This window comes from Caulobacter sp. P1_D6 (genome assembly GCF_056406095.1).
In genome coordinates this window covers 15,035-35,702 of the sequence record NZ_JBFUAW010000008.1, presented here as the reverse complement: position 1 = coordinate 35,702, position 20,668 = coordinate 15,035, and the positions used below count along the sequence as shown (strand labels likewise).

The 20,668-nt window shown below is 68.0% G+C and carries 20 protein-coding genes and 1 pseudogene; 9 read left to right on the top strand and 12 right to left on the bottom strand.

The features are described 5' to 3' along the window. Positions 1 to 14 precede the first annotated feature (14 nt). The 4 genes from AC1DYP_RS05110 to AC1DYP_RS05095 all read right to left on the bottom strand — a co-directional run bounded on the left by AC1DYP_RS05110 (position 15) and on the right by AC1DYP_RS05095 (position 2,194). A complete protein-coding gene (locus AC1DYP_RS05110; RefSeq protein ID WP_477045405.1) occupies positions 15 to 686 on the bottom strand; it encodes a pYEATS domain-containing protein in 672 nt (223 codons plus the stop codon). A gap of 82 nt (positions 687 to 768) precedes the next feature. Continuing rightward, on the bottom strand, positions 769 to 1,185 hold the full coding sequence (arsC, locus tag AC1DYP_RS05105) for an arsenate reductase (glutaredoxin) (RefSeq protein ID WP_477045404.1): 417 nt from the start codon (positions 1,183 to 1,185) through the stop codon (positions 769 to 771). Then, positions 1,182 to 1,850 carry an MIP/aquaporin family protein gene (locus tag AC1DYP_RS05100; protein ID WP_477045403.1) on the bottom strand — a complete coding sequence of 223 codons (669 nt, stop codon included), beginning with the start codon at positions 1,848 to 1,850 and terminating at the stop codon, positions 1,182 to 1,184. The genes arsC and AC1DYP_RS05100 overlap by 4 nt, the downstream gene beginning before the upstream one ends. Further along, positions 1,847 to 2,194 (bottom strand): ArsR/SmtB family transcription factor, encoded by a 348-nt coding sequence (locus AC1DYP_RS05095; RefSeq protein ID WP_477045402.1) that lies wholly within the window; start codon positions 2,192 to 2,194, stop codon positions 1,847 to 1,849. The genes AC1DYP_RS05100 and AC1DYP_RS05095 overlap by 4 nt, the downstream gene beginning before the upstream one ends. 59 nt (positions 2,195 to 2,253) lie before the next feature. Here AC1DYP_RS05095 and arsH point away from each other — a divergent pair, with 59 nt between their 5' ends. Beyond that, positions 2,254 to 2,991 (top strand): arsenical resistance protein ArsH, encoded by a 738-nt coding sequence (arsH, locus tag AC1DYP_RS05090; protein ID WP_477045401.1) that lies wholly within the window; start codon positions 2,254 to 2,256, stop codon positions 2,989 to 2,991. Between the two features lie 13 nt (positions 2,992 to 3,004). On the opposite strand, the gene AC1DYP_RS05085 is transcribed toward arsH, so the two are convergent. Continuing rightward, positions 3,005 to 3,427 (bottom strand): DUF6491 family protein, encoded by a 423-nt coding sequence (locus AC1DYP_RS05085; protein ID WP_477045619.1) that lies wholly within the window; start codon positions 3,425 to 3,427, stop codon positions 3,005 to 3,007. 184 nt (positions 3,428 to 3,611) lie between these two features. Here AC1DYP_RS05085 and AC1DYP_RS05080 point away from each other — a divergent pair, with 184 nt between their 5' ends. After that, positions 3,612 to 5,177, top strand: a complete 1,566-nt coding sequence (locus AC1DYP_RS05080; RefSeq protein WP_477045400.1) for a tetratricopeptide repeat protein — start codon at positions 3,612 to 3,614, stop codon at positions 5,175 to 5,177. On the opposite strand, the pseudogene AC1DYP_RS05075 reads toward AC1DYP_RS05080, so the two are convergent. Together AC1DYP_RS05075 and AC1DYP_RS05070 are read right to left on the bottom strand one after the other, a co-directional pair. Further along, positions 5,174 to 5,302: pseudogene (locus tag AC1DYP_RS05075) on the bottom strand (hypothetical protein); the annotation flags it as partial. The gene AC1DYP_RS05080 and the pseudogene AC1DYP_RS05075 sit on opposite strands and share 4 nt — an antisense overlap. Positions 5,303 to 5,325: 23 nt before the next feature. Further along, the gene (locus tag AC1DYP_RS05070; RefSeq protein ID WP_477045399.1) at positions 5,326 to 6,858 is read right to left on the bottom strand and encodes a response regulator; all 1,533 of its coding nucleotides are present in this window, start codon (positions 6,856 to 6,858) and stop codon (positions 5,326 to 5,328) included. Between the two features lie 229 nt (positions 6,859 to 7,087). On the opposite strand from AC1DYP_RS05070, the gene AC1DYP_RS05065 reads away from it, so the two are divergent. Both AC1DYP_RS05065 and AC1DYP_RS05060 read left to right on the top strand, forming a co-directional pair. Then, entirely contained in the window at positions 7,088 to 9,430 is a 2,343-nt protein-coding gene (locus AC1DYP_RS05065; protein ID WP_477045398.1) for a TonB-dependent receptor, read from the top strand. Between the two features lie 5 nt (positions 9,431 to 9,435). Then, positions 9,436 to 10,887 (top strand): esterase-like activity of phytase family protein, encoded by a 1,452-nt coding sequence (locus tag AC1DYP_RS05060; protein ID WP_477045397.1) that lies wholly within the window; start codon positions 9,436 to 9,438, stop codon positions 10,885 to 10,887. Between the two features lie 286 nt (positions 10,888 to 11,173). On the opposite strand, the gene AC1DYP_RS05055 is transcribed toward AC1DYP_RS05060, so the two are convergent. Then, entirely contained in the window at positions 11,174 to 14,008 is a 2,835-nt protein-coding gene (locus AC1DYP_RS05055) for a TonB-dependent receptor (RefSeq protein ID WP_477045396.1), read from the bottom strand. Between the two features lie 441 nt (positions 14,009 to 14,449). Continuing rightward, positions 14,450 to 14,941 carry a nuclear transport factor 2 family protein gene (locus AC1DYP_RS05050; protein ID WP_477045395.1) on the bottom strand — a complete coding sequence of 164 codons (492 nt, stop codon included), beginning with the start codon at positions 14,939 to 14,941 and terminating at the stop codon, positions 14,450 to 14,452. Positions 14,942 to 15,058: 117 nt separating this feature from the next. On the opposite strand from AC1DYP_RS05050, the gene queC reads away from it, so the two are divergent. From queC to AC1DYP_RS05030, 4 genes are all read left to right on the top strand, one after another. Continuing rightward, positions 15,059 to 15,814 carry a 7-cyano-7-deazaguanine synthase QueC gene (gene queC, locus AC1DYP_RS05045; protein ID WP_477045394.1) on the top strand — a complete coding sequence of 252 codons (756 nt, stop codon included), beginning with the start codon at positions 15,059 to 15,061 and terminating at the stop codon, positions 15,812 to 15,814. Positions 15,815 to 15,937: 123 nt separating this feature from the next. Beyond that, positions 15,938 to 16,570 (top strand): 7-carboxy-7-deazaguanine synthase, encoded by a 633-nt coding sequence (gene queE / locus AC1DYP_RS05040; protein ID WP_477045393.1) that lies wholly within the window; start codon positions 15,938 to 15,940, stop codon positions 16,568 to 16,570. Positions 16,571 to 16,643: 73 nt separating this feature from the next. Beyond that, positions 16,644 to 17,009 carry a 6-pyruvoyl trahydropterin synthase family protein gene (locus AC1DYP_RS05035; RefSeq protein ID WP_477031789.1) on the top strand — a complete coding sequence of 122 codons (366 nt, stop codon included), beginning with the start codon at positions 16,644 to 16,646 and terminating at the stop codon, positions 17,007 to 17,009. Between the two features lie 248 nt (positions 17,010 to 17,257). Continuing rightward, positions 17,258 to 17,629, top strand: a complete 372-nt coding sequence (locus AC1DYP_RS05030) for a YciI family protein (protein ID WP_477045392.1) — start codon at positions 17,258 to 17,260, stop codon at positions 17,627 to 17,629. Positions 17,630 to 17,827: 198 nt separating this feature from the next. Here the strand turns inward: AC1DYP_RS05030 and AC1DYP_RS05025 are convergent, their stop codons facing one another. Further along, the gene (locus AC1DYP_RS05025) at positions 17,828 to 18,619 is read right to left on the bottom strand and encodes an alpha/beta fold hydrolase (protein WP_477045391.1); all 792 of its coding nucleotides are present in this window, start codon (positions 18,617 to 18,619) and stop codon (positions 17,828 to 17,830) included. Between the two features lie 163 nt (positions 18,620 to 18,782). On the opposite strand from AC1DYP_RS05025, the gene AC1DYP_RS05020 reads away from it, so the two are divergent. Beyond that, the gene (locus AC1DYP_RS05020) at positions 18,783 to 19,226 is read left to right on the top strand and encodes a MarR family winged helix-turn-helix transcriptional regulator (protein WP_477045390.1); all 444 of its coding nucleotides are present in this window, start codon (positions 18,783 to 18,785) and stop codon (positions 19,224 to 19,226) included. 171 nt (positions 19,227 to 19,397) lie between these two features. On the opposite strand, the gene AC1DYP_RS05015 is transcribed toward AC1DYP_RS05020, so the two are convergent. Both AC1DYP_RS05015 and AC1DYP_RS05010 read right to left on the bottom strand, forming a co-directional pair. After that, on the bottom strand, positions 19,398 to 19,631 hold the full coding sequence (locus AC1DYP_RS05015; protein WP_477031794.1) for a hypothetical protein: 234 nt from the start codon (positions 19,629 to 19,631) through the stop codon (positions 19,398 to 19,400). 232 nt (positions 19,632 to 19,863) lie between these two features. Beyond that, the gene (locus AC1DYP_RS05010; RefSeq protein WP_477045389.1) at positions 19,864 to 20,370 is read right to left on the bottom strand and encodes a response regulator; all 507 of its coding nucleotides are present in this window, start codon (positions 20,368 to 20,370) and stop codon (positions 19,864 to 19,866) included. Positions 20,371 to 20,668: the final 298 nt, after the last annotated feature.

Genomic DNA, 20,668 nt, shown 5'->3' with positions numbered 1-20,668 from the left:
CCCCGCACCCTAGCTCATCGTCCCCGCGCTTCGCTCAGGGAGACGTTGTAGACCGGGGCCATCTCGACATCGATGTAGCGCTCCATCCGCACGGTCGCGCCGTCGTGGAACGCGATGTCGGCCACGCAGAGGAACGAGCCGTACATGCCCACGGTCAGGGCGAACTGCTCGTTGGCGCTGGAGACCACGTATTTCTCGCCGTAGCGGCTGTCGCCCCACTTGTCGCCGAGGAAGTAGGTGACGCCGGCCACGTCGTTCAGCCGGCCGAAATTGCGGTGCGGGTGCAGGAAGATCGACACGTCGAACACCCGGAAACCGTCGATGAACTCCTCCGGCTTCTTGGGCCGGATGGTGTGGACCAGCATCAGGTTGCGGGTCTTCTTGTAGGCCGCGTGGCGGTGGTCGACATCGGCCTTGGTCGCCTCGAGGATCTCGAAATCGGTGTCGCGGCCGACGATCACCTCGCCCTGCGGATTGATCACCACGCCCTTCAGCTCGATCCCGCCGATCTTCAGCTCCGACGAGCTTTCCAGCTTGCGGATGGCGACGCCGAGGATCTCGGCCAGGCGACTTCGGAACAGGATCAGCGCGGCGACGACCAGCAGGGGCCACAGCAGGTCGGCGCCGGCCGAGATCAGCTCCGAGAGCTGCGAGAGCAGGGGTTTGGCCGCGGGGGCGGTGTCCATCGGGCGATCCTCGAAGGCCGGTTGGTCTTCACGCGCACTGGCGCCAGCATCGGCGCGCGCACGGGATCGCGCAAGACGTGCGCTAGCCCAGGATCACCACCTCGCCGTCTTCCTTGGTGAAGCTGGCGGGCTTGCGGTCCAGCAGGTCGAGGACGACCTCGGACGGTCGGCACAGCTTGACCCCCTTGGGCGTGACCACCAGCGGGCGGTTTACCAGGATCGGGTGGGCGACCATGGCCTCGATGAGGCGGTCGTCGTCGACGGCCTCGTCCAGCAGGCCCAGCTCGGCGGCGGGCGTGCCCTTCTCGCGCAGCAGCTGGCGCAAGGTCAGCCCCGCTTCGCCGGCCAGTTCGCGCAGCTGCTCGGGCGTCCAGCCGGCCTGGAGATAGTCCACGACCGTGGGCGCGTAGCCCGCCCCCTCGACCATCGCCACCACGTTACGCGAGGTGCCGCAGGCCGGATTGTGGAAGATTACGATGGGAAAGTCGGCGTCGCTCATGGGTCTTCTTTCAGGAGCCAGCCGAAGACGACCGCCGCGACCAGCGCGCCGGCCGCCTGGGCCAGGATGAAGGCCGGGACGCCCGAGGGGGCGATGCCGGCGAAGGTGTCGCTGAGGCTGCGGGCGATCGTCACGGCTGGATTGGCGAACGAGGTCGAGGCCGTGAACCAGTAGGCGGCGGTGATGTAGAGGCCCACGGCCACGGCGGTGAAGTCCGGGCGGAACCGCACCGCGCCCAGGATGGTCGCCAGCAGGCCGAAGGTGGCGACGAACTCGGCGAAGGCCTGGGCGGGGCCGGTCCGCGCGTGGGTCGAGACCTGCCAGATCGGCTCGCCGAACATGGCGTGGGCGCACCAGACGCCGAGGATCGCGCCGACCAGCTGGGCCGGCGGATAGGCCAGGGCCGCGCGCCAGGGGAGGTCGCGCCGGATCGCCGCCACCAGGGTGACGACCGGGTTGAAGTGCGCGCCCGAGATCGGTCCGAACACGGTGATCAGCACGACCAGGGCCGCGCCGGTGGCCAGGGTGTTTCCCAGCAGGGCGACGGCGTCGTTCCCGCCGGCCAGGCGCTGGCCCATGATCCCGGACCCGACCACCACGGCCAGCAGCAGCAACGATCCCAGCGCCTCGGCGGCCAGGCGGCGCGGCAGGGAGAAGGGGGTCATGACGGGCAGCAGTCGGCGGCCCTGGCGACGATGTCGCCCAGCGGCGCGCAGATCGCCGGGTTTCCGTTGCAGCAGTCTTCCATCAGGAAGCCCAGCAGGCCGCTCATGGCCGCGTAGTCGGCCGAATAGACGATCGACCGGCCCTCGCGGCGCGAGACGATCAGGCCGGCGTGCGACAGCACGTTGAGGTTGGCCGACAGGGTGTTGGGCAGGCTGTCCAGCCGCCGCGCGATCTCGCCCGCCGCCACGCCGACGGGGCCGGCCTTCACCAGCAGTCGGAAGATCGCCAGGCGTCCTTCATGGCCGAGGGCGGAGAGACTGGCGACGGCGGCTTTCAATTCCATATTTCCAATATGATGGAAATATGAGACGGATCAATGACGATGTTGCCGGAGCCGCGTGTATGACCGAATTTCCCGCCCTACAGCCGCAGTTCCTGGCCGCGATCGACGCGGGACGGCTCGAGGTCGCGACCCCGTCCTCGCATCCGCCCCGGATCCTGCTGCTGTACGGCTCGCTGCGGGCGCGGTCGTTCAGCCGCCTGCTGGTCGAGGAGGCCGCCCGCATCCTCCAGCGGCTGGGCTGCGAGACCCGGATCTTCGACCCGCGCGACCTGCCGCTGCCCGACGCGACGGGGCCCGACCATCCCAAGGTCCAGGAGTTGCGGGCCTTGTCGGAATGGTCCGAGGGCCAGGTCTGGTGCAGTCCGGAACGCCACGGCGCGATCAGCGGCGTGATCAAGGCCCAGATCGACTGGATCCCGCTGGAGATCGGCAGCGTCCGCCCGACCCAGGGCAAGACCCTGGCGGTGATGCAGGTCAGCGGCGGCTCGCAGTCGTTCAACGCGGTCAACGCCCTGCGCCTGCTGGGGCGCTGGATGCGGATGATCACCATCCCCAACCAGTCGTCGGTGGCCATGGCCTACAAGGAGTTCGACGAGAACGACCGCATGAAGCCGTCCAGCTACTACGAGCGGGTGGTCGACGTGATGGAGGAACTGGTCAAGTTCACCCTGCTGACCCGCGACCGGGCCGACTACCTGGTCGACCGCTACAGCGAGCGCAAGGCCAGCGGCCGCATCGCCCAGCATGTCGAACTGGGCGCGGCGGCCATGAGCCATGAGGTGGACGCGCCGGCCTGAGCCGGCGTCAGGCCTAGCGCCGGGGCGCGGCCGACAGCGCGGAGACTTCGCTGGCGCTCAGCCGACGAACGCTGTCGACTTCGCAGCGCTGGGATCCCGCCGCCGTCCAGGCCACCGTTTCGGCCGCGTCGCCCGAGCAGACGATGTCGCTGCCGTTGGACCGCACGGTGAGCTTCCGGGCGGCGTCCAGGGCCGAACAATCGCCGGCCATCTTCAGGCGGTAGACATCGCCCTTGGGGGCCTGGACGTAGAGGGTGTTCTGGCCGGACCGATTGACGCCGCTGAGGAACTTGCCGTTGAAGCACTGCTTGGCGTGGTCGCGCGGCAGGGTGTTGGAATAGGCGGCCAGCTGGGCGGCGTGGTCGAAGACCTGGCCGTTCTGGGCCAGGGCCGGGACCGCTGAAAGCACCGCCGCGGCGGTGGCCAGGAAAAGCATGGGCTTCAAGGTATGGCCTCCCAGTGGTTCTGCTGAGCTTGGACGGTATGCTCGAAAGCCTCGCCGCACAAGGTTCGGTTGATCGCCCGGCGTCCCCGCCCCGCCTCGCCGACAGTCGTCTCGCGGCTTGAGTTCCCTCGTCGCCGTGAACTAACCTGGGGTCGAGCAAGTCTCGGGGGCGGGCATGATCGAAGGACGGGGGGCGGCGGCCAAGAGCGGGCCGGCCGATCGGCGGGGCGTGGTGCTGGGGCTGCTGGCCCTGTCCGCCTCGGGCGGCCTGACACGGGCGGAGGCCCGGGCCGATACACGAGCCGAAACGAAGACAGGGTCTTGGCGACGCGCGGAGACCCCGCGCTTCGTGATCCACGGGGTGGTCGGCGAGGACGTGCTGCGCGAATACGCCGCCAAGCTCGAGGACTTCGACATGGTCCTGCGGTTCATGCACGGCCTGCCGATCGACGCGACGCCGCCGCGCAAGCTGGACGTCTATCTGGTGCGCGGCACGCCGGGCCTGCGTCGGGCCATGCCCGGCGCCGCCGAGACCCTGGCCGGCTACTACATCGCCGGCGCGACCGGCATCGCCTGCGTCGCCACCGTCGGCCGGGTCCGCGAGGTCGAGAACGACGACGTCATGCTGCACGAGTACGTGCACCATTTCATGAAGCAGTACTTCAACTACGCCTACGCGCCGTGGCTGGTGGAGGGCTATGCCGAGTACTTCATGACGATGGAGTTCAAGACCGACAGCATCATCGTCGGCAAGTTCAACACCAACCGCGCCGCCTGGCTGGAGGGCGACTGGATCCCGCTGGACCAGCTGATCACCCAGGGAGCCCGGATCGGCGATCCGAAGTGGGTCACCTACTATCCGCAGGCCTGGCTGCTGACCCACTACATGATGAGCGACGAGACCCGGTACGCCCAGCTCCAGGCCTATATGAAGGCGGTCGGCGGCGGGACGCCGTCGGTCCAGGCGATGGAGAAGGCGACGGGCAAGAGCCTGGCCGCCCTGCAGAAGGACCTGCGCGCCTACACCGGGGTCGGACTGCCGATCCGCACCATCACCCGCAAGCGGCAGCGCTCGATCGAGGTGACCGTGACGTCGATGCCGGCCTCGGCCGACGAGCTGTTGCTGGAGACGGTCCGGATGATCTCGCCGGACGACGGCCTGCCGGCGCGCAAGGCCTTCGCCGACGACGTCGGCAAGCGCGCCGCCCGCTATCCCGGCGATCCGCTGGCCGAGCGGGCCCTGGCGCGGGCCCGGCTGCAGGCCGAGGACTTCCCCGCCGCCCAGGCGGTGATCGACCGGCGCCTGGCCGCCGCGCCCGACGACGTCGAGGCGATGGAGCTGAAGGCCCTGATCCTGATGGCGATGGGCGACGCCGATCCCGCCCAGCGCTCGGCGCTGTACAAGCAGGCCTCGAGCCTGCTGGGGCGGGCGTTCAAGATCGACGGCTCGCGCTACCAGACCCTGCTGGCCTACGCCCGCAGCCGCACCCTGTCGCCGGGCTATCCCAACGACAACGTGATGGAGGCCTTGCTGCTGGCCAACGAACTGGCGCCGCAGGTTTCCGACGTCACCCTGGAGACGGTGCGGGCCCTGGCGATGCGGGGCGACTTTCCCCGCGCCGTCGCGCTGCTCAAGCCCCTGGCCAACGACCCGCACAACGGCGGCAGTTCGTTGCGGGAGATGCTGGCGGTGATGGAGGCCCAGGCGGCCAAGGCCGCGACCGCCAAGGGCGCGGGCTAGGGCGGATCGACAGTCGTTCGGGGAGCGAAAACCTCGTCCTTCGACAAGCTCAGGATGAGGTTTTCGATTGCCGAGGCCTACACAGTGGTCCTCATCCTGAGCTTGTCGAAGGACGAGGGCCAGGCGCGGCTTTGAACAACAGCAAGCTCTAGGCCGCGGCCTCGGCGTCTTCGCTGTCGTCCTCATCGTCGCTCAGCAGGGCCGACAGCACGACGGCCAGGCGTTCGGGCTTGATCGGCTTTTCGACCACGTCCTGCATGCCGGCGGCGATGTAGGTGGCCACGTCGTTGGGGTCGGCGTTGGCGGTCAGGGCGACGATCGGCGCGGCGCCGGCCCGGCCGGGCAGCTCGCGGATGGCGCGGGTGGCGGTGACGCCGTCCATGCGCGGCATCTTGATGTCCATCAGGATCAGGTCGAAGCGGCCCGACTTGGCGGCCTCGACGGCCTCGACGCCGTCGGCCACCTGCTCGGAGGTGCAGTCGAACATCTCGCACAGGGCCTCGGCGACCATGCGGTTGGTGGCGTTGTCGTCGACGATCAGGATGTGGGCCGAGCGGGCGTCGAGCACCGGCTCTTCGTCGGCCCGCGCCGTCAGGACGGCCTCGGGAACGCTCAGCGAGAACTGCACGGTCAGGCCGGCGCCCATGTTGGCCTCGGCCCGCAGCGGGCCGCCCATGGCGCGCGTCAGGCCGTTGGCCAGGGCCATGCCGACGCCCAGGGCCAGTTCGTTGCTGTCCTCGATGCTGCCCGCGCCCAGCGGGTTGAACACCCGGGCCAGGCGGACATCGGCCGAACCGGCGGTGTTGTCGCGCACGCGGCCTTCCAGCATCAGGCCGTTCTCGACGTGATGGACCTTGAGGCTGGCCTCGATCACGCCGCGGCCGCTGGCCAGGGCGCTCTCGATCAGGGCGTCGAACACCTGCAGCACGCGGTCGGCGTCGATCAGGGCGGCGGCCTCGGGGTCGCCGTCATAGGAGAAGAGCAGGGTGCTGCCGCCCTCGGCGGCGCGTGGGGCCCAGCGGGCCTCGACCGTGTCGCTGAAGTCGCGCAGCAGGACGGGGGTCGGCGACAGGGTCAGGCCGCCGGTCGCCGCGCGGCGCAGGTCCATGGCGCGGCCGAGCACCTGGCTCATGTCGCGGCTGGTGTCGCCGATGGCGCGGACATAGGCGCTGGCGTCGGGCGTCAGCCGCGACTGCTCCAGCCGTTCGGTGAAGGCCAGGACGCCTTCCAGATGGTGGCCGATGTCGTGGGCCATGCGCTCGACCAGGGCCATGGCGTCGTCGGCTTCGCGCTGGCGACGGCGGTGCGAGGTGATCAGCGAGCTCAGCCCGCCGACGCCGACATAGTCGCCGGCGTCGTCGACGGCGACATAGGCGCTGCGGAAGATCGGCGTGGTGCTTCGGGCCAGGCGGTCGACGAAGTCGCCGGACGAGACGCCGGCCTCGATCGTGCGCGGCTCGCGGTCCATGACCTCGGAGATGGGACGGTCGGCCAGGGCGGGCGCGACGGCCATCTGCCCCTGGAACACGTCGCGATAGACCAGGCCCGACGGCTTGCCGTCGACGACCACGGCGAAGGCCGCCGCGTGCGGATGGGCGTGGAACATCGCCGCGACCTCCGCGCACGGGGTCGCGGGGTCGATCGGGGCTCGGCGGTCGATAAGGCGGGCGAGCGTGTCCATGCGGCCGTTCGGCGAGGCGTCTTTGGGACCTCACCTTCGCCGGTTGGCGTTGCGGAGTCGTAAATAGTCAGAGCGTTTGAGGATTTACGCCTGACGAGGACGGTCGGGCGCCCCCGCGCCACGCGCTGTTGAAAAAGCGTCACGGAAGCGGAATAGACGCGTCACCTGAAAACAAGCGGCGCCGCGGACGAAAAGTCCCTGCGGCGCTCTTGATATCAGGGGATCTACCATGTCGCAGAAGTCCGCCGCCAGCCTGCTGGCCATCGCCGCCTGTCTCATGCTCGCCACCCAGGCGAAGGCGGCGGATGCGCCGGTCGCGACGGCGGACAGCAGCGAAGTCGACGCGCTGGTGGTGGTCGGCAGCGGCCAGACCCGCTCGGTCGTGACCCTGGTCCCGTCGAACCTCGAGGTGCTGCCGCCGGGCACCAGCATCCAGAAGGCCCTGAACTTCCTGCCGGGCGTCAGCGCCCAGTCGATCGACGCCCTGGGCGTCAACGAGCAGTCGCTGTCCCTACAGGTTCGCGGCTTCAACACCACCCACCTGGGCTACACCCTGGACGGCATGCCGCTCGGCGACGGCGCCTATAACAACTACAACGGCCTGACCATCAGCCGCGCGCTGATCTCCGAGAACCTGGGCCGCGCCGACCTGGCGACCGGCATCGCGGGCCTGGGCATCGCCTCGACCAGCAACCTCGGCGGCGCGCTGATCTACACGTCCAGCGACCCGCACAAGGACCTGGCGTTCTCGGCCAGCCAGACCTTCGGCAGCGAGGACACCGCCCGCACCTTCCTGCGCTTCGACACCGGCGAGCACGGCGGCCTCTCGGCCTATGTCTCCGGGCATTACGCGCAGCAGGACCTGTTCGTGAATCAGGGCGCCTACAACAAGTCCACCGGCAAGCAGCTGAACGCCAAGGCGGTGTACGACGGCGGTCCCTTCAAGCTGACGGCCTTCGCCGACGTCTCGCGCACCAACCAGGCCGACGACACCTACATGTCCAAGGACATGCTCTCGCGCCTGGGCTGGGACTGGGGCGGCTATGCGCCGAACTGGCAGTCCTATCTGGGCGTCGCCTACTGCTCGGTGACCGCGCCGACCGCGCCGACCAAGTGCGTCCCCGCGCCGTCGCCGCAGAAGAACTCGGACGTCACCTACACCAACGGCCAGATCCTGCGTGACGACGACCTGTTCTATCTGGCCGGCGACTTCGACGTCACCGCGACCCTGAAGGCGCACGCGCAGGTCTACCACCACTCGGACAAGGGCGCGGGCAACAACTTCATCACCGGCTGGTCGACCCAGGGCACGACGTCCACCGCCGACGATCTGCCGGTCCAGGTCCGCGACACGCGCTACACCATCAACCGCACCGGCGTGGTCGCCAGCCTGGGCTGGGACCTCGGCGTCAACCACATCCAGGCCGGCCTCTGGCTGGAGGACAACACCAGCAGCGCCGCGCGCTACATCTGGACCACCGTCACGGGTCCCTTCGACTTGGCCCAGTACCTGAAGGGCCAGCCGGACACCGCCCAGTGGGTGCAGGAGACCGACTGGACGACGCAGCAGTTCTACGTCCAGGACACGGTGACCCTGCTGGACGACGCGCTGAGCATCGATTTCGGCTTCAAGAGCACCAGCGCCAAGTCGGACGCCGCGGCCATCCGGGGTGAAGCCAAGGCGGGGCCGCCGGTCTCGACCCAGTTCGCGTCGGGCGTGCTGCACGCCGAGGACAACTTCCTGCCGGAAGCCGGCGTGCGCTGGCGGATCGCGCCCGGCCACGAGGTGTTCGCCAGCTACGCCGAGAACATGGCGATGTTCCAGGGCGGCTTCAAACTCGGTCCGCAGTCCGTGTCGCAGGCCGTCTGGGACGCCCAGGGCAAGTACCTGGAGCCCGAGACCTCCAAGAGCTTCGACGCCGGCTACCGCTATGTGAGCGGCCCGCTGCAGGTCTCGCTGGCCGCCTACGACGTGAAGTTCGACAACCGCCTGCTGCAGTACAATCCCTGCCCGACCAACCAGCAGCAGAACCCGGGCTGCGGCAACTCCTTCCACAACGCCGGCGGCGTCACCAGCAAGGGCGCCGAGATCGGGGTGCTGTGGAAGCCGCTGACCTGGCTGACCTGGTACAATTCGGCCTCGTACAACAAGTCGACCTACGACGAGAACCTCGACTGGTGCACCACCACCTGCGTGGTCAAGGCCACGGCCGGCAAGCAGCAGGTCGATACGCCCAAGCAGATGTTCGCCAGCGTGCTGACCGTGAAGCAGGGCGGCTTCTTCGCCTCGCTGCAGGGCAAGTACACCGGCCGCCGCTACTACACCTACACCAACGACCAGAGCTTCGGCGGCTACACCACCTTCGACCTGGGCCTGGGCTACGACTTCGGCGCCGTGGGCCCCGCCAAGGGCGCCAAGGCCTCGCTGCACATCACCAACCTGACCGACAAGCGCTATGCGTCGAACTTCGACAGCAGCGTGTTCGCGCCGGACGACGCGGCGGGCAGCATCCTGGTGTTCCACGCGTCGGCGCCGCGGCAGATCTTCGCCACGATCGGCGTGGACTTCTAAGCCGGATGCGCACCGCCCTCGTCCTGCTGCTGTGGCTCTTCCCCGCCTTCGCCGGCGCGGAGGAGCCCGTCACCCGACCGCATCTGGACCTGACCGACGGGGCGCACAGCGCGTCGCTGAACGGCGAGACCTTCGTCAACCAGGGCCTGGTCGGGGCCGGCGTGCTGCCGGCGGGGACGATCGACTTCCTCGGCGACACGCTGGGCTCCTTCTCCTCGCTGCGGGTCGCGCCCGGCAGCTGGAAGCGGGTCGGCGACCACTATGAAGGCGTCCTCTGGACGCTGCCGGACCGGGGCCGCAACGACCCCACCGCCAACCTGTTCTTCGACTATCCGGCGCGGCTGGAACGCCTGCGCCTGCGCTTCACGTCGGGCGACGGCAAGGTCGAGCTCGTCCCCGACGGCGGGCTGGAGCTGCGCGACTTCGACGGCAAGCCGTTCACGGGCGCCGATCCGGGCGCGGGCACGCTGGTCGAGCGCGGTCTGACGCTGCCCGCCCCGGCCAGCGGCGTCGGCGCCGGCAAGGTGTCGCTGGACGCCGAGGCGCTGCAGTTCACGCGCGACGGCGGCTTCTACATCGGCGACGAGTACTCGGCCAACGTCTACGCCTTCGACCGCGACGGCCGTCTGCGCGGGGTGATCACGCCGCCGGCGGCGATCGCGCCGCTCCGTGACGGAAAGCCCGATTTCGGGTCGCTGAAGTCGCCGGCCACCGGCCGACGCAACAACCAGGGACCGGAAGGCGTGTCGCTGTCGCCCGACGGCGCCACCCTGTTCGTGGCCTTCCAGAGCGCGCTGATGCAGGACAGCGCCAAGGGCGACGCCGCCGGCCGCGTGAACACGCGCGTCCTGGTCTATGACGTCAGCCGCACGCCGGCCCCGACCAAGCCCGTCGCCCACTACGTGATGCAATTGCCGGCCTACAACGCCGACGGCGACGGCGGCGCGCCCAATCGCACCGCCGCCCAGAGCGAGATCCGCGCGCTCGACGGCCACAGGTTCCTGATGCTGTCGCGCGACGCCGCCGGCCTGGGCGCGGGGGGCAAGGCGCCGATCGTCTACAAGAGCATCCTGCTGGTCGACGTCGCGGGCGCGACCAACCTGGCCGGCGGCGAATACGAGACCACCACGGCGTCCCTGCTGCGGGACCCCGCCGGCCCGGCGCTGCGGCCGGGCGTCGTCCCGGCCTCGTCGGTCGAACTGGTCAACATGCTCAATCCCGCGCAGCTCGCGCGCTTCGGGCTCAGCGTCGAGGCGCTGTCCGAGAAGTGGGAGGCGATGGACCTGGTCCCGGTGCTGGAGCCGGGTCGTCCCGCCGACTACTTCCTGATCGTCGGCAACGACAACGACTTCATCGCGCGCCATTGCCGGATGTCCGGCCAGTCCTGCGACTCCGACGGCGACAACGACAACCGGATCCTAGTCTATCGCCTGAGCCTGCCCGCCCCGCTGCGGTAGGGTCCTTACCCAATTGTACCGACAGGCGAGGTTTGTTTTCCAAGCCTTATCGGATTGTCATCCCGGACAAGCGCGAAGCGCGCCGATCCGGGACCGACCCGAAGCTCTGAGTTCACGCGTCGGTCCCGGCTCTTCGCCCTGCTTCGCAGGGCTACGGCCGGGATGACAGCTGAAAGTCAGCGATCCAATTGAAGGCACACCCTAGCCCGCAAAACACAAAGAGGGCGGCGGATCGCTCCGCCGCCCTCCCTGGTTTCCGTCCTGGGACGGTCTGGACGGTCGCGCCTTAGAACGACTTGGTCAGGCTGACGCCGTAGGTGCGCGGCTCCAGCGTGATCAGGTTGGTGAACAGGCCCGAGCTGTCGTCGGTGGTGTAGGCGTCGGTGATCGGCGTCTTGTTGCTGAGGTTCTTGACGTAGGCGTCGATCTCCAGGCCCCACTCCGGCTTCTCGACCTTCAGGGTGACGTTGGCGTTCTCCCACGACTTCAGCTGGTCGTAGGCGGTGTTGTAGACCCGAGTGTACTGCTTGCTCTGGCGGTAGTAGTCGCCGCGCAGGGTGGCCGACCAGCCGCCCGAGAAGTCCCAGGTGTACTGGGCGCCGACCGAGGTGGTCCAGTGCGGCGAGTTGGGCAGCTCGTTGCCCGACACGTCCGCCGTGGTGCCTTCGATCGAATAGCCCGGGCCGTAGTTGTAGAGGCCGGTCATGTTGGCCAGGAAGGCCGCCGTGGCCGGGGGCAGGCCCGCGCCGCCGAGGGCGGCCGGGGTCTGCAGGAAGGCCTGGTAGACTTGCGGACCGCCGCAGGCGAACGGGATGGTCGCGCCCGCGCCGGCCCCGATCACCGTGGCGACGCCGGCGGTGGTCAGGACGCAGTTGGAGCCGACCGCGGCGTTGGGCAGGCTGGGGCCCGCCTTGACCAGGGTGTAGGCCGGGTTGCTCTGCGTGCGGTTCATGGTGTCGATCGACGTCACGCCGTCGGCGATCTTGGTGTGCAGGTAACCGACGTTGGCGTTCAGGCGCAGGTTGTGGACCGGCGACCAGACCGATTCCAGCTCCAGGCCGTAGACCGTGGCGTCGATGTTCTCGTTGACCGAGGTGCGGCTGACGATCTTGGAGATCTGGTAGCCCTGGTAGTCGTAGTAGAAGCCGGTGGCGTTCAGCATCAGGCTGCCGCCCAGCAGGGTGTTCTTCGAGCCCAGTTCGAACGCGTTGACGAACTCCGGCGCGAACTGCGGCTTGACGGCCGAGCCGACCGCGGCCGGCGGGTTCGAGCCGCCGCCCTTGTAGCCCTTGGAATAGAAGGCGTAGAGCAGGTTGTCGTCGGTCAGCTTGTAGTCGAAGCCGAAGCGGCCGGTCAGCTCGTTGAACACCGACTTCTCGGTCGGGTTGGTGGTGCTCTGCTTGAGGCCGATGCCGGGCGACAGCAGGACGGTGTCGTAGACGTCCAGGCGCTTGTCGTCGTGCGTGCGGCGCAGGCCCAGGGTGAACTTCAGCTTCTCGTTCGCCTGCCAGTACAGTTCGCCGAAGATGGCGTTCGACTTCAGGTGATAGGGCGAGCGGTTGTCATAGTAGTTGTGGCCGCTGCCGTCCGGCGTGGCGTTCGGGTCGATGCCGATGCAGGTGGTCGGCAGGGTGACCGGGTTACAGGCCGGGTTGCCGGTCTTCTGGAAGTTCAGCGCCATGGCCGACATCGTCAGCGAGTTGCCGATCACGTAGTAGTCGGTGACGGTCTTGTAGTCGAAATAGATGCCGCCGACGTTGAAGTTCAGCGGGCCGTCGAAGTTCGACTGCAGCCGGACTTCCTGGCTCCACTGCTTGGCGTTGCCCGAGGACACGTCCAGCGTGGTGAACTTGTTGGTGGTGCCCACCTGCGGGTCGGTGAAGAAGCCGCCCGGGGACAGGCCCGTGCTGTTGAACGGAACGGTCGAGACGTTCCGGTTGTAGTCCAGCTTCGTATAGACCTGGCCCTTGCTGTACGACGTCAGAGCCGTGAAGGTCAGCGCTTCGGTGAGGTCGTATTCCAGGTTGAACTGGTAGATGTCGGACTTCGACTTGTAGATCGGATCGAACAGGGTCTCGATTTCACGCAGGTTGCGGCTGGTGGTGTCGCCGGTGTTGGCGTCGCCGCTGGTGAAGCCGAAGATGTTGCCCAGCTCGCCGGTCAGGGTGCCCGAGGTGTTGACCGTGCCGTAGGCGCTGTCGCCGTACAGCGAGGCCGACAGACAGCCCTGGGTCAGGAAGGCGCGGGCCGCGCCGGTGGGCACGCCGCCGACCGTGGCCGGGCCGTTGTCCTTGGTGCAGAGCTGCTTGCCGACGCGGGCGCGGCTGTCGTCCTCGTCGAAGTGCTCCCACATGAAGTTGGTGCGCAGTGAGTCGATGGGATTGAACATCACCGAGACGCGGGTCGAGTACAGGTCGCGGTCGTCGACCTTGTGGTTGTTGAAGGTGTTGGTGACGTAGCCGTCGCGCTTGAGCCAGTTGCCGGCCACGCGGACCGCCAGCTTGTCGCCCATGATCGGCATGTTGATCATGCCGCGCAGCTTCTGGGTGCTGTAGTTGCCCACCTCGCCGGTGATCTCGGCCGCGAAGGTGTCGGTCGGCTTGGCGGTGATGATGTTGACCAGGCCGCCGGTGGCGTTGCGGCCGTACAGCGTGCCTTGCGGGCCGCGCAGCACTTCGACGCGCTCCACGTCGAAGAACTCGGCGTCGAACAGGTTGCCCGATTGCAGCGGGGCGTTGTTCTCGTGCACGCCGACGCCGCCGTCGGTCGAGACGCCGACGGCCTTGTTGCCGATGCCGCGGATCGCGAAGTTAAAGCTGTTGGTGAAGTTGCCCTTGGCGAAGGTGACGTTCGGGATGGCCAGTTGCAAGTTCGGGCCGCCGTCGATCTTCTGCGCTTCCAGGCTGTCCTGGCTGAAGGCCGACACCGCGATCGGCACGTCCTGCAGGGCCTCTTCCTTCTTCTGGGCGGTGACGACCAGTTCCTCCAGCACGTTGCCGCCGCCCTGCTGGGCGGTCTGCCCTGAAGCGGTTTGGGCAAAGGCCGGGGCGGCGACGGCGGCCAGCACGGTCACGGACGCGCCCATGGCCAGCAGGCTCCGCATACGCAGAGATTGCGACATTCTATTCCCTCCCTGAACGTCGCGACTCCTTATGGCGGAGCCTGCGGACGTCGTGTTGTTTCCTCGGCGCCGTACTTTTAAACACTACGCGGGCGTACGGCCGACCCCTCGCAGCATAAGGTGATTGCATACTTGGTATCTGGGGCTGTCAACCGGCCAAGATCTAAGTAATCATTGATAGGTTACGCGTTTTCACTTTACCCAGGGTCACATTAACCTCGGGCTATCCAAGTTTTCGCGGAATTTAGAAAAGCCGGTTCGGCGCCTGACGTAACGTCAGCCGTGGTTTCAGGCCAAGAAACCTTGACGCGGCTGGCCGCCGCGCTTGGCTCATAGTGTCCCATTCGCGCCGAAGGTACAGCCCAAATATCGGCGTTCGAAACAAATGTTTCAGGGCTGATGAGCCGGGGACACAGTCCGGGCGCGGCCCGGGAGGCGCGATCAGGGCTTGGCGGCGGGGTCCCCGACCACCGTCGCCTGCCGCGCCAGGAAGCGCCAGCGGCCGTCCTCGAACAGGAAGACGTTGGTGAACCGGCGCTGCAGCGCGCCTTCGCCGTGCAGCTTGCCCAGCTGGCTGGTGGTGGCCGGGACGACCGACTCCCGGCCCATGACGATGCCGACATTGCCGGTGATCTGCAGGCCCTCGATGGTTCGTTCGAAGCCGGTCCTGGCCATCTGGCCCTGGCCCAGCATCTCGATCACCTGCGCCTTGCGCATCACCGCGTTGGCGGGGCCGTTGAGGATGTAGTTGGGGTGCATGAACGCCTGCTGGGCGGCGACGTCGCCCGCCCCGACGATCCGCGACTGTTCGCGATCGGCGGCGCGCAGGCCGGCCTCGTTCAGCTCGTCCGCCAACGCCGAGCCGGGAAGCCCCGAGCCGGAAAGCAGCGCCAGCGCCAGCAGCGCGGCGCGGGTCGAGATCCAGTACGCCAAGGCTTGGTCCTCCGGCTCGTGTCCGGGGAGGTTCGCAGAACGCGGGTCGCTCGGCAACGATCCAGCCGTCGCGCCGGCCATCTCGCGCGGGGCGCGGCGTTGGTGTAGAGGGGCGGGATGTCCGCTTCCTCCTCTTCTTCCGCGTCCGCGCCGTCGCGCGCCGACGCCGCCCTGGTGCTGTTCTCCGGCGGCCAGGACAGCAGCGTCTGCCTGGCCTGGGCCCTCGAGCGCTACGCCCGGGTCGAGACCGTCGGCTTCGACTACGGCCAGCGCCACGTGATCGAGATGGAGGCCCGCCAGTCGGTCCGCCGCCAGATGGCTCAGCGCTTCCCGCATTGGGCGCAGCGCCTGGGCGAGGACCACGTGCTGGACCTGACCGGCTTCGGCGCCGTGGCCCAGTCGGCCCTGACCGCCGACGTCGCCATCGAGATGACCGAGCGCGGCCTGCCCTCGACCTTCGTGCCGGGCCGCAACCTGGTGTTCCTGATCTACGCCGCCGCCCTGGCTGACCGCCGGGGCCTGGGGGCGCTGGTCGGCGGCATGTGCGAGACCGACTTCTCGGGCTATCCCGACTGCCGCCGCGACACGCTGGACGCCATGCAGCAGGCGCTGAACCTGGGCATGGACCGCGACTTCGTCATCGAAACCCCGCTGATGAAGCTGACGAAAGCCGAGACTTGGGCCCTGGCCAAGACCCTGGGCGGCGAGGACCTGGTCGACCTGATCGTGGTCGAGAGCCACACCTGCTACCAGGGCGACCGCGGCGAACTGCACGCCTGGGGCCACGGCTGCGGCGAATGCCCGGCCTGCGAGCTGCGCCAGCGCGGGTACGAGGAATGGGACGCGGCGGGGCGGGAAACGCTCGGTGCGTGAAAACCTCGTCCTTCGACAAGCTCAGGATGAGGTTTTCATTGTGAGCGCCTGTGATCTCCAACCGTTCAGTAGTCCTCATCCTGAGCTTGTCGAAGGACGAGGGCGGACCCACGTGCTCTTCCAATGACCTACTCCGTCAAAGAGATCTTCCTCACCCTGCAGGGCGAGGGCGGCCAGGCGGGCAAGGCGGCGGTGTTCTGCCGGTTCGCCGGCTGCAACCTGTGGACCGGCCGCGAGCAGGACCGCGCCAAGGCGGTCTGCACCTTCTGCGACACCGACTTCGTCGGCGTGGACGGCGAGGGCGGCGGCAAGTTCGCCACCGCCGACGCCCTGGCCGACGCGGTCGAAGCCGCCTGGACCGGCGGACCGCGCGACCGCCTGGTGGTCTGCACCGGCGGCGAGCCGCTGCTGCAGCTGGACGAGGCTGCGATCGCGGCCCTCCACGCCCGCGGCTTCATGATCGCGGTCGAGAGCAACGGCACGATAGCGGCGCCGGAGGGCATCGACTGGGTCTGCGTCAGCCCCAAGGCCGACGCCCCCGTCGTCCAGACCAAGGGCCAGGAGCTGAAGCTGGTCTATCCGCAGGAAAAGGCCCTGCCGGAGCGGTTCGAGGGCCTGGATTTCGAGCGCTTCTACCTGCAGCCGATGGACGGTCCGGACCGCGACAGGAACACGCAATTGGCCGTCGCCTATTGCCTTTCGCACCCACAATGGCGTTTAAGCGTCCAGACGCACAAATATCTCGGCCTGCCCTGACGGATAAGGCGCTCGACCTGGTGACAGGGTCGAGCCGCTAGAGCCTCCCAGGCCTTGTCAAAAGAAGTACCTGATGAAGCCCGTCTTCGAGATCACGAAGGCCGCGCATTTCGACGCGGCGCATTACATCGAGCAAGGTCCCGCCGACCATCGCTACCGCAAGCTGCACGGCCACTCGTTCAAGGTCGAGGCCAGCGTGCGCGGCACCATGCAGGACGCCGGCTGGGTGGCCGACCTGGACAGCCTGGACGGCGCGCTGAAGGCGGTGGCCTCCGAGCTGGACCACGGCCTGCTCAACGATCGCCCGGGGCTGGAGAGCCCGACCCTGGAGCGCATCTGCCTCTATTTCGCCGAGCGCCTGACGCCGCAGTTCCCGGGCCTGTCGCGCGTGGTGATCTCGCGCCCGACCATCGGCGAAAGCTGCGCGCTGACGCTGTAGCGTTTGATCCCAAAAAGGACCGTCATCCTCGGACTTGTTCCGAGGACCCCTCTGTCCGCCGCGCTGTCGGTTGGGTCGGGCCGCGATCTCACCGCTCCACGGATCGACCTTCTTCTCGGTTGAGGCAGGGGTCCTCGGAACAAGTCCGAGGATGACGGGCGTGTAGGAGTTTCAGAAAACGCCGGTCTTCCTTCTCGCTCCCTCGTGCCCTATCTCTGCCTCGCCGATGACGCCGGGGAAGGCCGCGAATGCTGTACATGCTGCTGTGCTACAACAACGAGACCGAGGTCATGGGCTGGACCCAGGAACAGGACGACGCCGTGATGGGCCGCCTGTCGGTCGTCCATGAGCGGCTGGAGGCCGAGGGCAAGATGGGCCCGTCGGGCCGGCTGCAGGGCACCACGGCCGCCAAGACCCTGGTCAAGAACGAAGCCCCCTTCGTGGTCGACGGCCCGTTCGCCGAGACCAAGGAGCAGTTCCTGGGCTTCTACGTGCTGGACGTCGCCGACATGGACGAGGCCCTCGACGTGGCCCGCGAGCTGGGCGTGGCCAATCCCGGCGGCGCCTACGAGGTGCGGCCGATCCGGCTGTACCTGCCGGGCGCGATCGCGGCGGAGTAAAAATCCTTCTCCCCTTGCGGGAGAAGGTGGCGCGAAGCGCCGGATGAGGGGTCTCTCAAAAGTAGACGCCGCGTCCAGCCTGACGGCTGTGCGCGGCGTTTGCGTTCATCGACCCCTCACCCGACCCCACTTCGTGGGGCCACCCTCTCCCGCAAGGGGAGAGGGAAGAAGAGGTTCGACGCCGGAGCGCCCTCGCGCCTACTTGCCGGCGCCTTCCGCCGCGTCCTCGATCAGCTTGGCGACGACCGCCGGATTGGCGACGAAGACCGCGTGGCTGCCGGGCGTTTCGACGATGGTGGCGCCGGCTCGCGTGGCCATGGCGCGTTGGGCCGCGGGCGGGATCATCAGGTCGTCGGCCGCCAGCAGGTACCAGCTCTTCTTGGTCTTCCAGGCCGGGACGGTGATCTTGCCGCCCAGGGCCTCGACGCCCCACGGCACCTGGGAGTCGGCCATGAAGGCGGCCACGCCGGGCTCGACGTCGGCGGCGAAGGCGTGGGCGAACTTGGCGCGGTCCAGGGTCAGGAAGCCGTCCTTGGGCGGCAGGATCGGCGGGACGGGCGCGCCGGGGACGGGGTTGGCGATCAGCGACTGCACCGACTCGCCGGTCTCGGGCGCGAAGGCGGCGACATAGACCAGGCCGGCGACCTTGGCGTCCGTGCCCGCCTCGGAGATCACCGCGCCGCCGTAGGAATGGCCGACCAGGATCACCGGGCCGTTGGTCGAGGCGATGACGCGCTTGGTCGCCGCCACGTCGCCGGTCAGCGACAGGGTCGGGTTCTGGACGATGCTGACCGTGTAGCCGTCCTTGACCAGGATGTTGTGGACGCCGGCCCAGCCCGAGCCGTCGGCGAAGGCGCCGTGGACCAGGACGATGTTCTTCACGGCCTTGGCCGAGGCGGGGGCGGCCATCGCCGGGGCGGCGTGGACGGCGAAGCCGGCGGCCAGGGTCAGGGCGGCGGCGGAAGCGATCAGGTTGCGGAACTGGGTCATCTCGGATCTCCCTTGGTGTGTCTCTGCGATAATCATTATCGCGATAACGATATGGCTACGCCCCTCGAAACGACCTGTCCAGTACTTTCTTTATCGCGATATGCTTTTTTGTGATAAAAGATTGGCCAAGCGCTTGCGAGCGCCTTCAGAAGGGAGACCCGCCTTGACCGACGACCTGATCCCGCTGGACGACCAGCTGTGCTTTTCGCTGTACAGCACGACGATCGCGATCAACCGTGCCTACAAGCCGCTGCTGGACGACCTGGGCGTCACCTATCCGCAGTACCTGGTGCTGACCGCGTTGTCGGAGAGCGACGGCCTGACGATCGGGGCCATCGCCGACCGGCTGGCCCTGGAGCCCAGCACCATCACCCCGCTGGTCAAGCGGCTGGAGCAGGCCGGCTTCGTCGGACGCCAGCGCAATGCCGACGACGAGCGGCAGGTCAATGTCACCCTGACGGAGAAGGGGCGGTCGCTCTACGCCCGGTCGGGCTGCCTGACGGGAACCCTGCTGAACCGGTCGGGCATGACGGTCGACCAGCTGGTCGCCCTCAACCACCAGGTCCAGGCGCTGCGCGACGCCCTGGTCGGCTCGGCGCCGGCGTAGGGCTGGGATGCGTGGGCATTTGCCGGCGAGCGGATTCCTCGTCCTTCGACAGGCTCAGGATGAGGAATTCGAGTTCACCCGCCGTAAAAAGTAGACCTCATCCTGAGCTTGTCGAAGGACGAGGGCGGTTCCTCGGCGACTACCGATCAACTGGCCATGCCCGCTAGCGGCCTAGCCGCCGCGCTGCGACTTCTTCCATTCCTTGAACTCGCGCTTTTCGCGGTCCTTCTTGCTCTCGCCCGGGATCACCGCCTTGCCGGTGGCGACCACCACCTTGCCGGTGGTTCCGACCACGGCCCCGGTCGCGCCGACCACGGCGCCGCCGGCGGCGACGGCCAGGCAGCCCTGGCTGGCGGCGGCCACGGTCAGCAGGACGAGGGCGAGGGCGAGGCGACGCGCGAACATGGGCAGGCTCACTGAGGTTGGAGCCAGTCTTCTAGCCCGGCGGGGGTTAAGGGTCTCCGCGTCCGATGGCCGCTGTGTGGCCCTTAGATAGATCCGCTCTTCCCGGCGAAGGCCGGGACCCAGATGGAATGGCTTTGAGGCTGACGCCAAAAGCTCTGAGCTCTTCCGATCCGCCACACCGCTATGGGATCTGGGTCCCGGCCTTCGCCGGGAAGAGCGGAGTTATGGGAGTCTAGTACTGCAGCTCCACCACGCCGGGATCCCCCTGCCGGCGCCACGGGCCCTTGAAGCCCGGTTCGGCCCGCCGTCTACGGTCGGGGCCGAAGTACGCCTGGCAGCGGATGAACGGGCGGGGGTGCTCGATCAGCAGGTTGATGCGGTGGATCACGCCGCGCGCCGTCACCGGCTTGGCCAGGAACTCGTTGACCCCCGCGTCGCGGGCCTCGGCGACCCGGCGCATGGTGGAGTGGCCGGTGATCATGATGACCGGGGCGAACGGGGCGGGGCTGTCGGGCGAGTTGCGCAGCAGGTTGACGAAGTCGATGCCGTCCAGCGGACCCATGGTCAGGTCGGTCATGACCAGGTCCATCTCAGTCTCGCGCATCATCTGCAAGGCCTCGGCGCCGTCCATAGCCTCGAAGATCTGCCGCACGCCCAGGGCCCGCAGGATTTCGGTCAGCAACATGCGCATGTGCTGATTGTCGTCGACCAGAAGGATCTTCAGCAGATCGAAGCGCACGCGCCCCCGGCTGGCTCGGACGACGCGCCGAGTGGCTCGCCTAGGCGTCAAACGTTACGGGGCCGCAACAAACGGTCAATCGGAATTTCACCTGAAAGCTCAATGTTTTCCGCCGTAAGTCGGATTGCGACATATGGGGGCCGCCGTCGATCCAGGGCCCCGAGGCCGAGTCTCGGCGCGAGTCTTTTTTGCGCCCGTGTTCAGAATATCCTTAACGTCGGTGTCGCTTGATTACCTTTTGTCAACGAAAAAAATAGGAACGAGTCGCATCGCCGGAGAGTTGAAGGGGCGAAGGGAT

Coding starts and splice junctions, on each gene's coding strand:
- AC1DYP_RS05110 (WP_477045405.1), bottom strand. CDS start 686: ATGGACACCGCCCCCGCGGCCAAACCCCTGCTCTCGCAGCTCTCGGAG.
- arsC (WP_477045404.1), bottom strand. CDS start 1,185: ATGAGCGACGCCGACTTTCCCATCGTAATCTTCCACAATCCGGCCTGC.
- AC1DYP_RS05100 (WP_477045403.1), bottom strand. CDS start 1,850: ATGACCCCCTTCTCCCTGCCGCGCCGCCTGGCCGCCGAGGCGCTGGGA.
- AC1DYP_RS05095 (WP_477045402.1), bottom strand. CDS start 2,194: ATGGAATTGAAAGCCGCCGTCGCCAGTCTCTCCGCCCTCGGCCATGAA.
- arsH (WP_477045401.1), top strand. CDS start 2,254: ATGACCGAATTTCCCGCCCTACAGCCGCAGTTCCTGGCCGCGATCGAC.
- AC1DYP_RS05085 (WP_477045619.1), bottom strand. CDS start 3,427: ATGCTTTTCCTGGCCACCGCCGCGGCGGTGCTTTCAGCGGTCCCGGCC.
- AC1DYP_RS05080 (WP_477045400.1), top strand. CDS start 3,612: ATGATCGAAGGACGGGGGGCGGCGGCCAAGAGCGGGCCGGCCGATCGG.
- AC1DYP_RS05070 (WP_477045399.1), bottom strand. CDS start 6,858: ATGGACACGCTCGCCCGCCTTATCGACCGCCGAGCCCCGATCGACCCC.
- AC1DYP_RS05065 (WP_477045398.1), top strand. CDS start 7,088: ATGTCGCAGAAGTCCGCCGCCAGCCTGCTGGCCATCGCCGCCTGTCTC.
- AC1DYP_RS05060 (WP_477045397.1), top strand. CDS start 9,436: ATGCGCACCGCCCTCGTCCTGCTGCTGTGGCTCTTCCCCGCCTTCGCC.
- AC1DYP_RS05055 (WP_477045396.1), bottom strand. CDS start 14,008: ATGTCGCAATCTCTGCGTATGCGGAGCCTGCTGGCCATGGGCGCGTCC.
- queC (WP_477045394.1), top strand. CDS start 15,059: ATGTCCGCTTCCTCCTCTTCTTCCGCGTCCGCGCCGTCGCGCGCCGAC.
- queE (WP_477045393.1), top strand. CDS start 15,938: ATGACCTACTCCGTCAAAGAGATCTTCCTCACCCTGCAGGGCGAGGGC.
- AC1DYP_RS05035 (WP_477031789.1), top strand. CDS start 16,644: ATGAAGCCCGTCTTCGAGATCACGAAGGCCGCGCATTTCGACGCGGCG.
- AC1DYP_RS05030 (WP_477045392.1), top strand. CDS start 17,258: ATGCTGTACATGCTGCTGTGCTACAACAACGAGACCGAGGTCATGGGC.
- AC1DYP_RS05025 (WP_477045391.1), bottom strand. CDS start 18,619: ATGACCCAGTTCCGCAACCTGATCGCTTCCGCCGCCGCCCTGACCCTG.
- AC1DYP_RS05015 (WP_477031794.1), bottom strand. CDS start 19,631: ATGTTCGCGCGTCGCCTCGCCCTCGCCCTCGTCCTGCTGACCGTGGCC.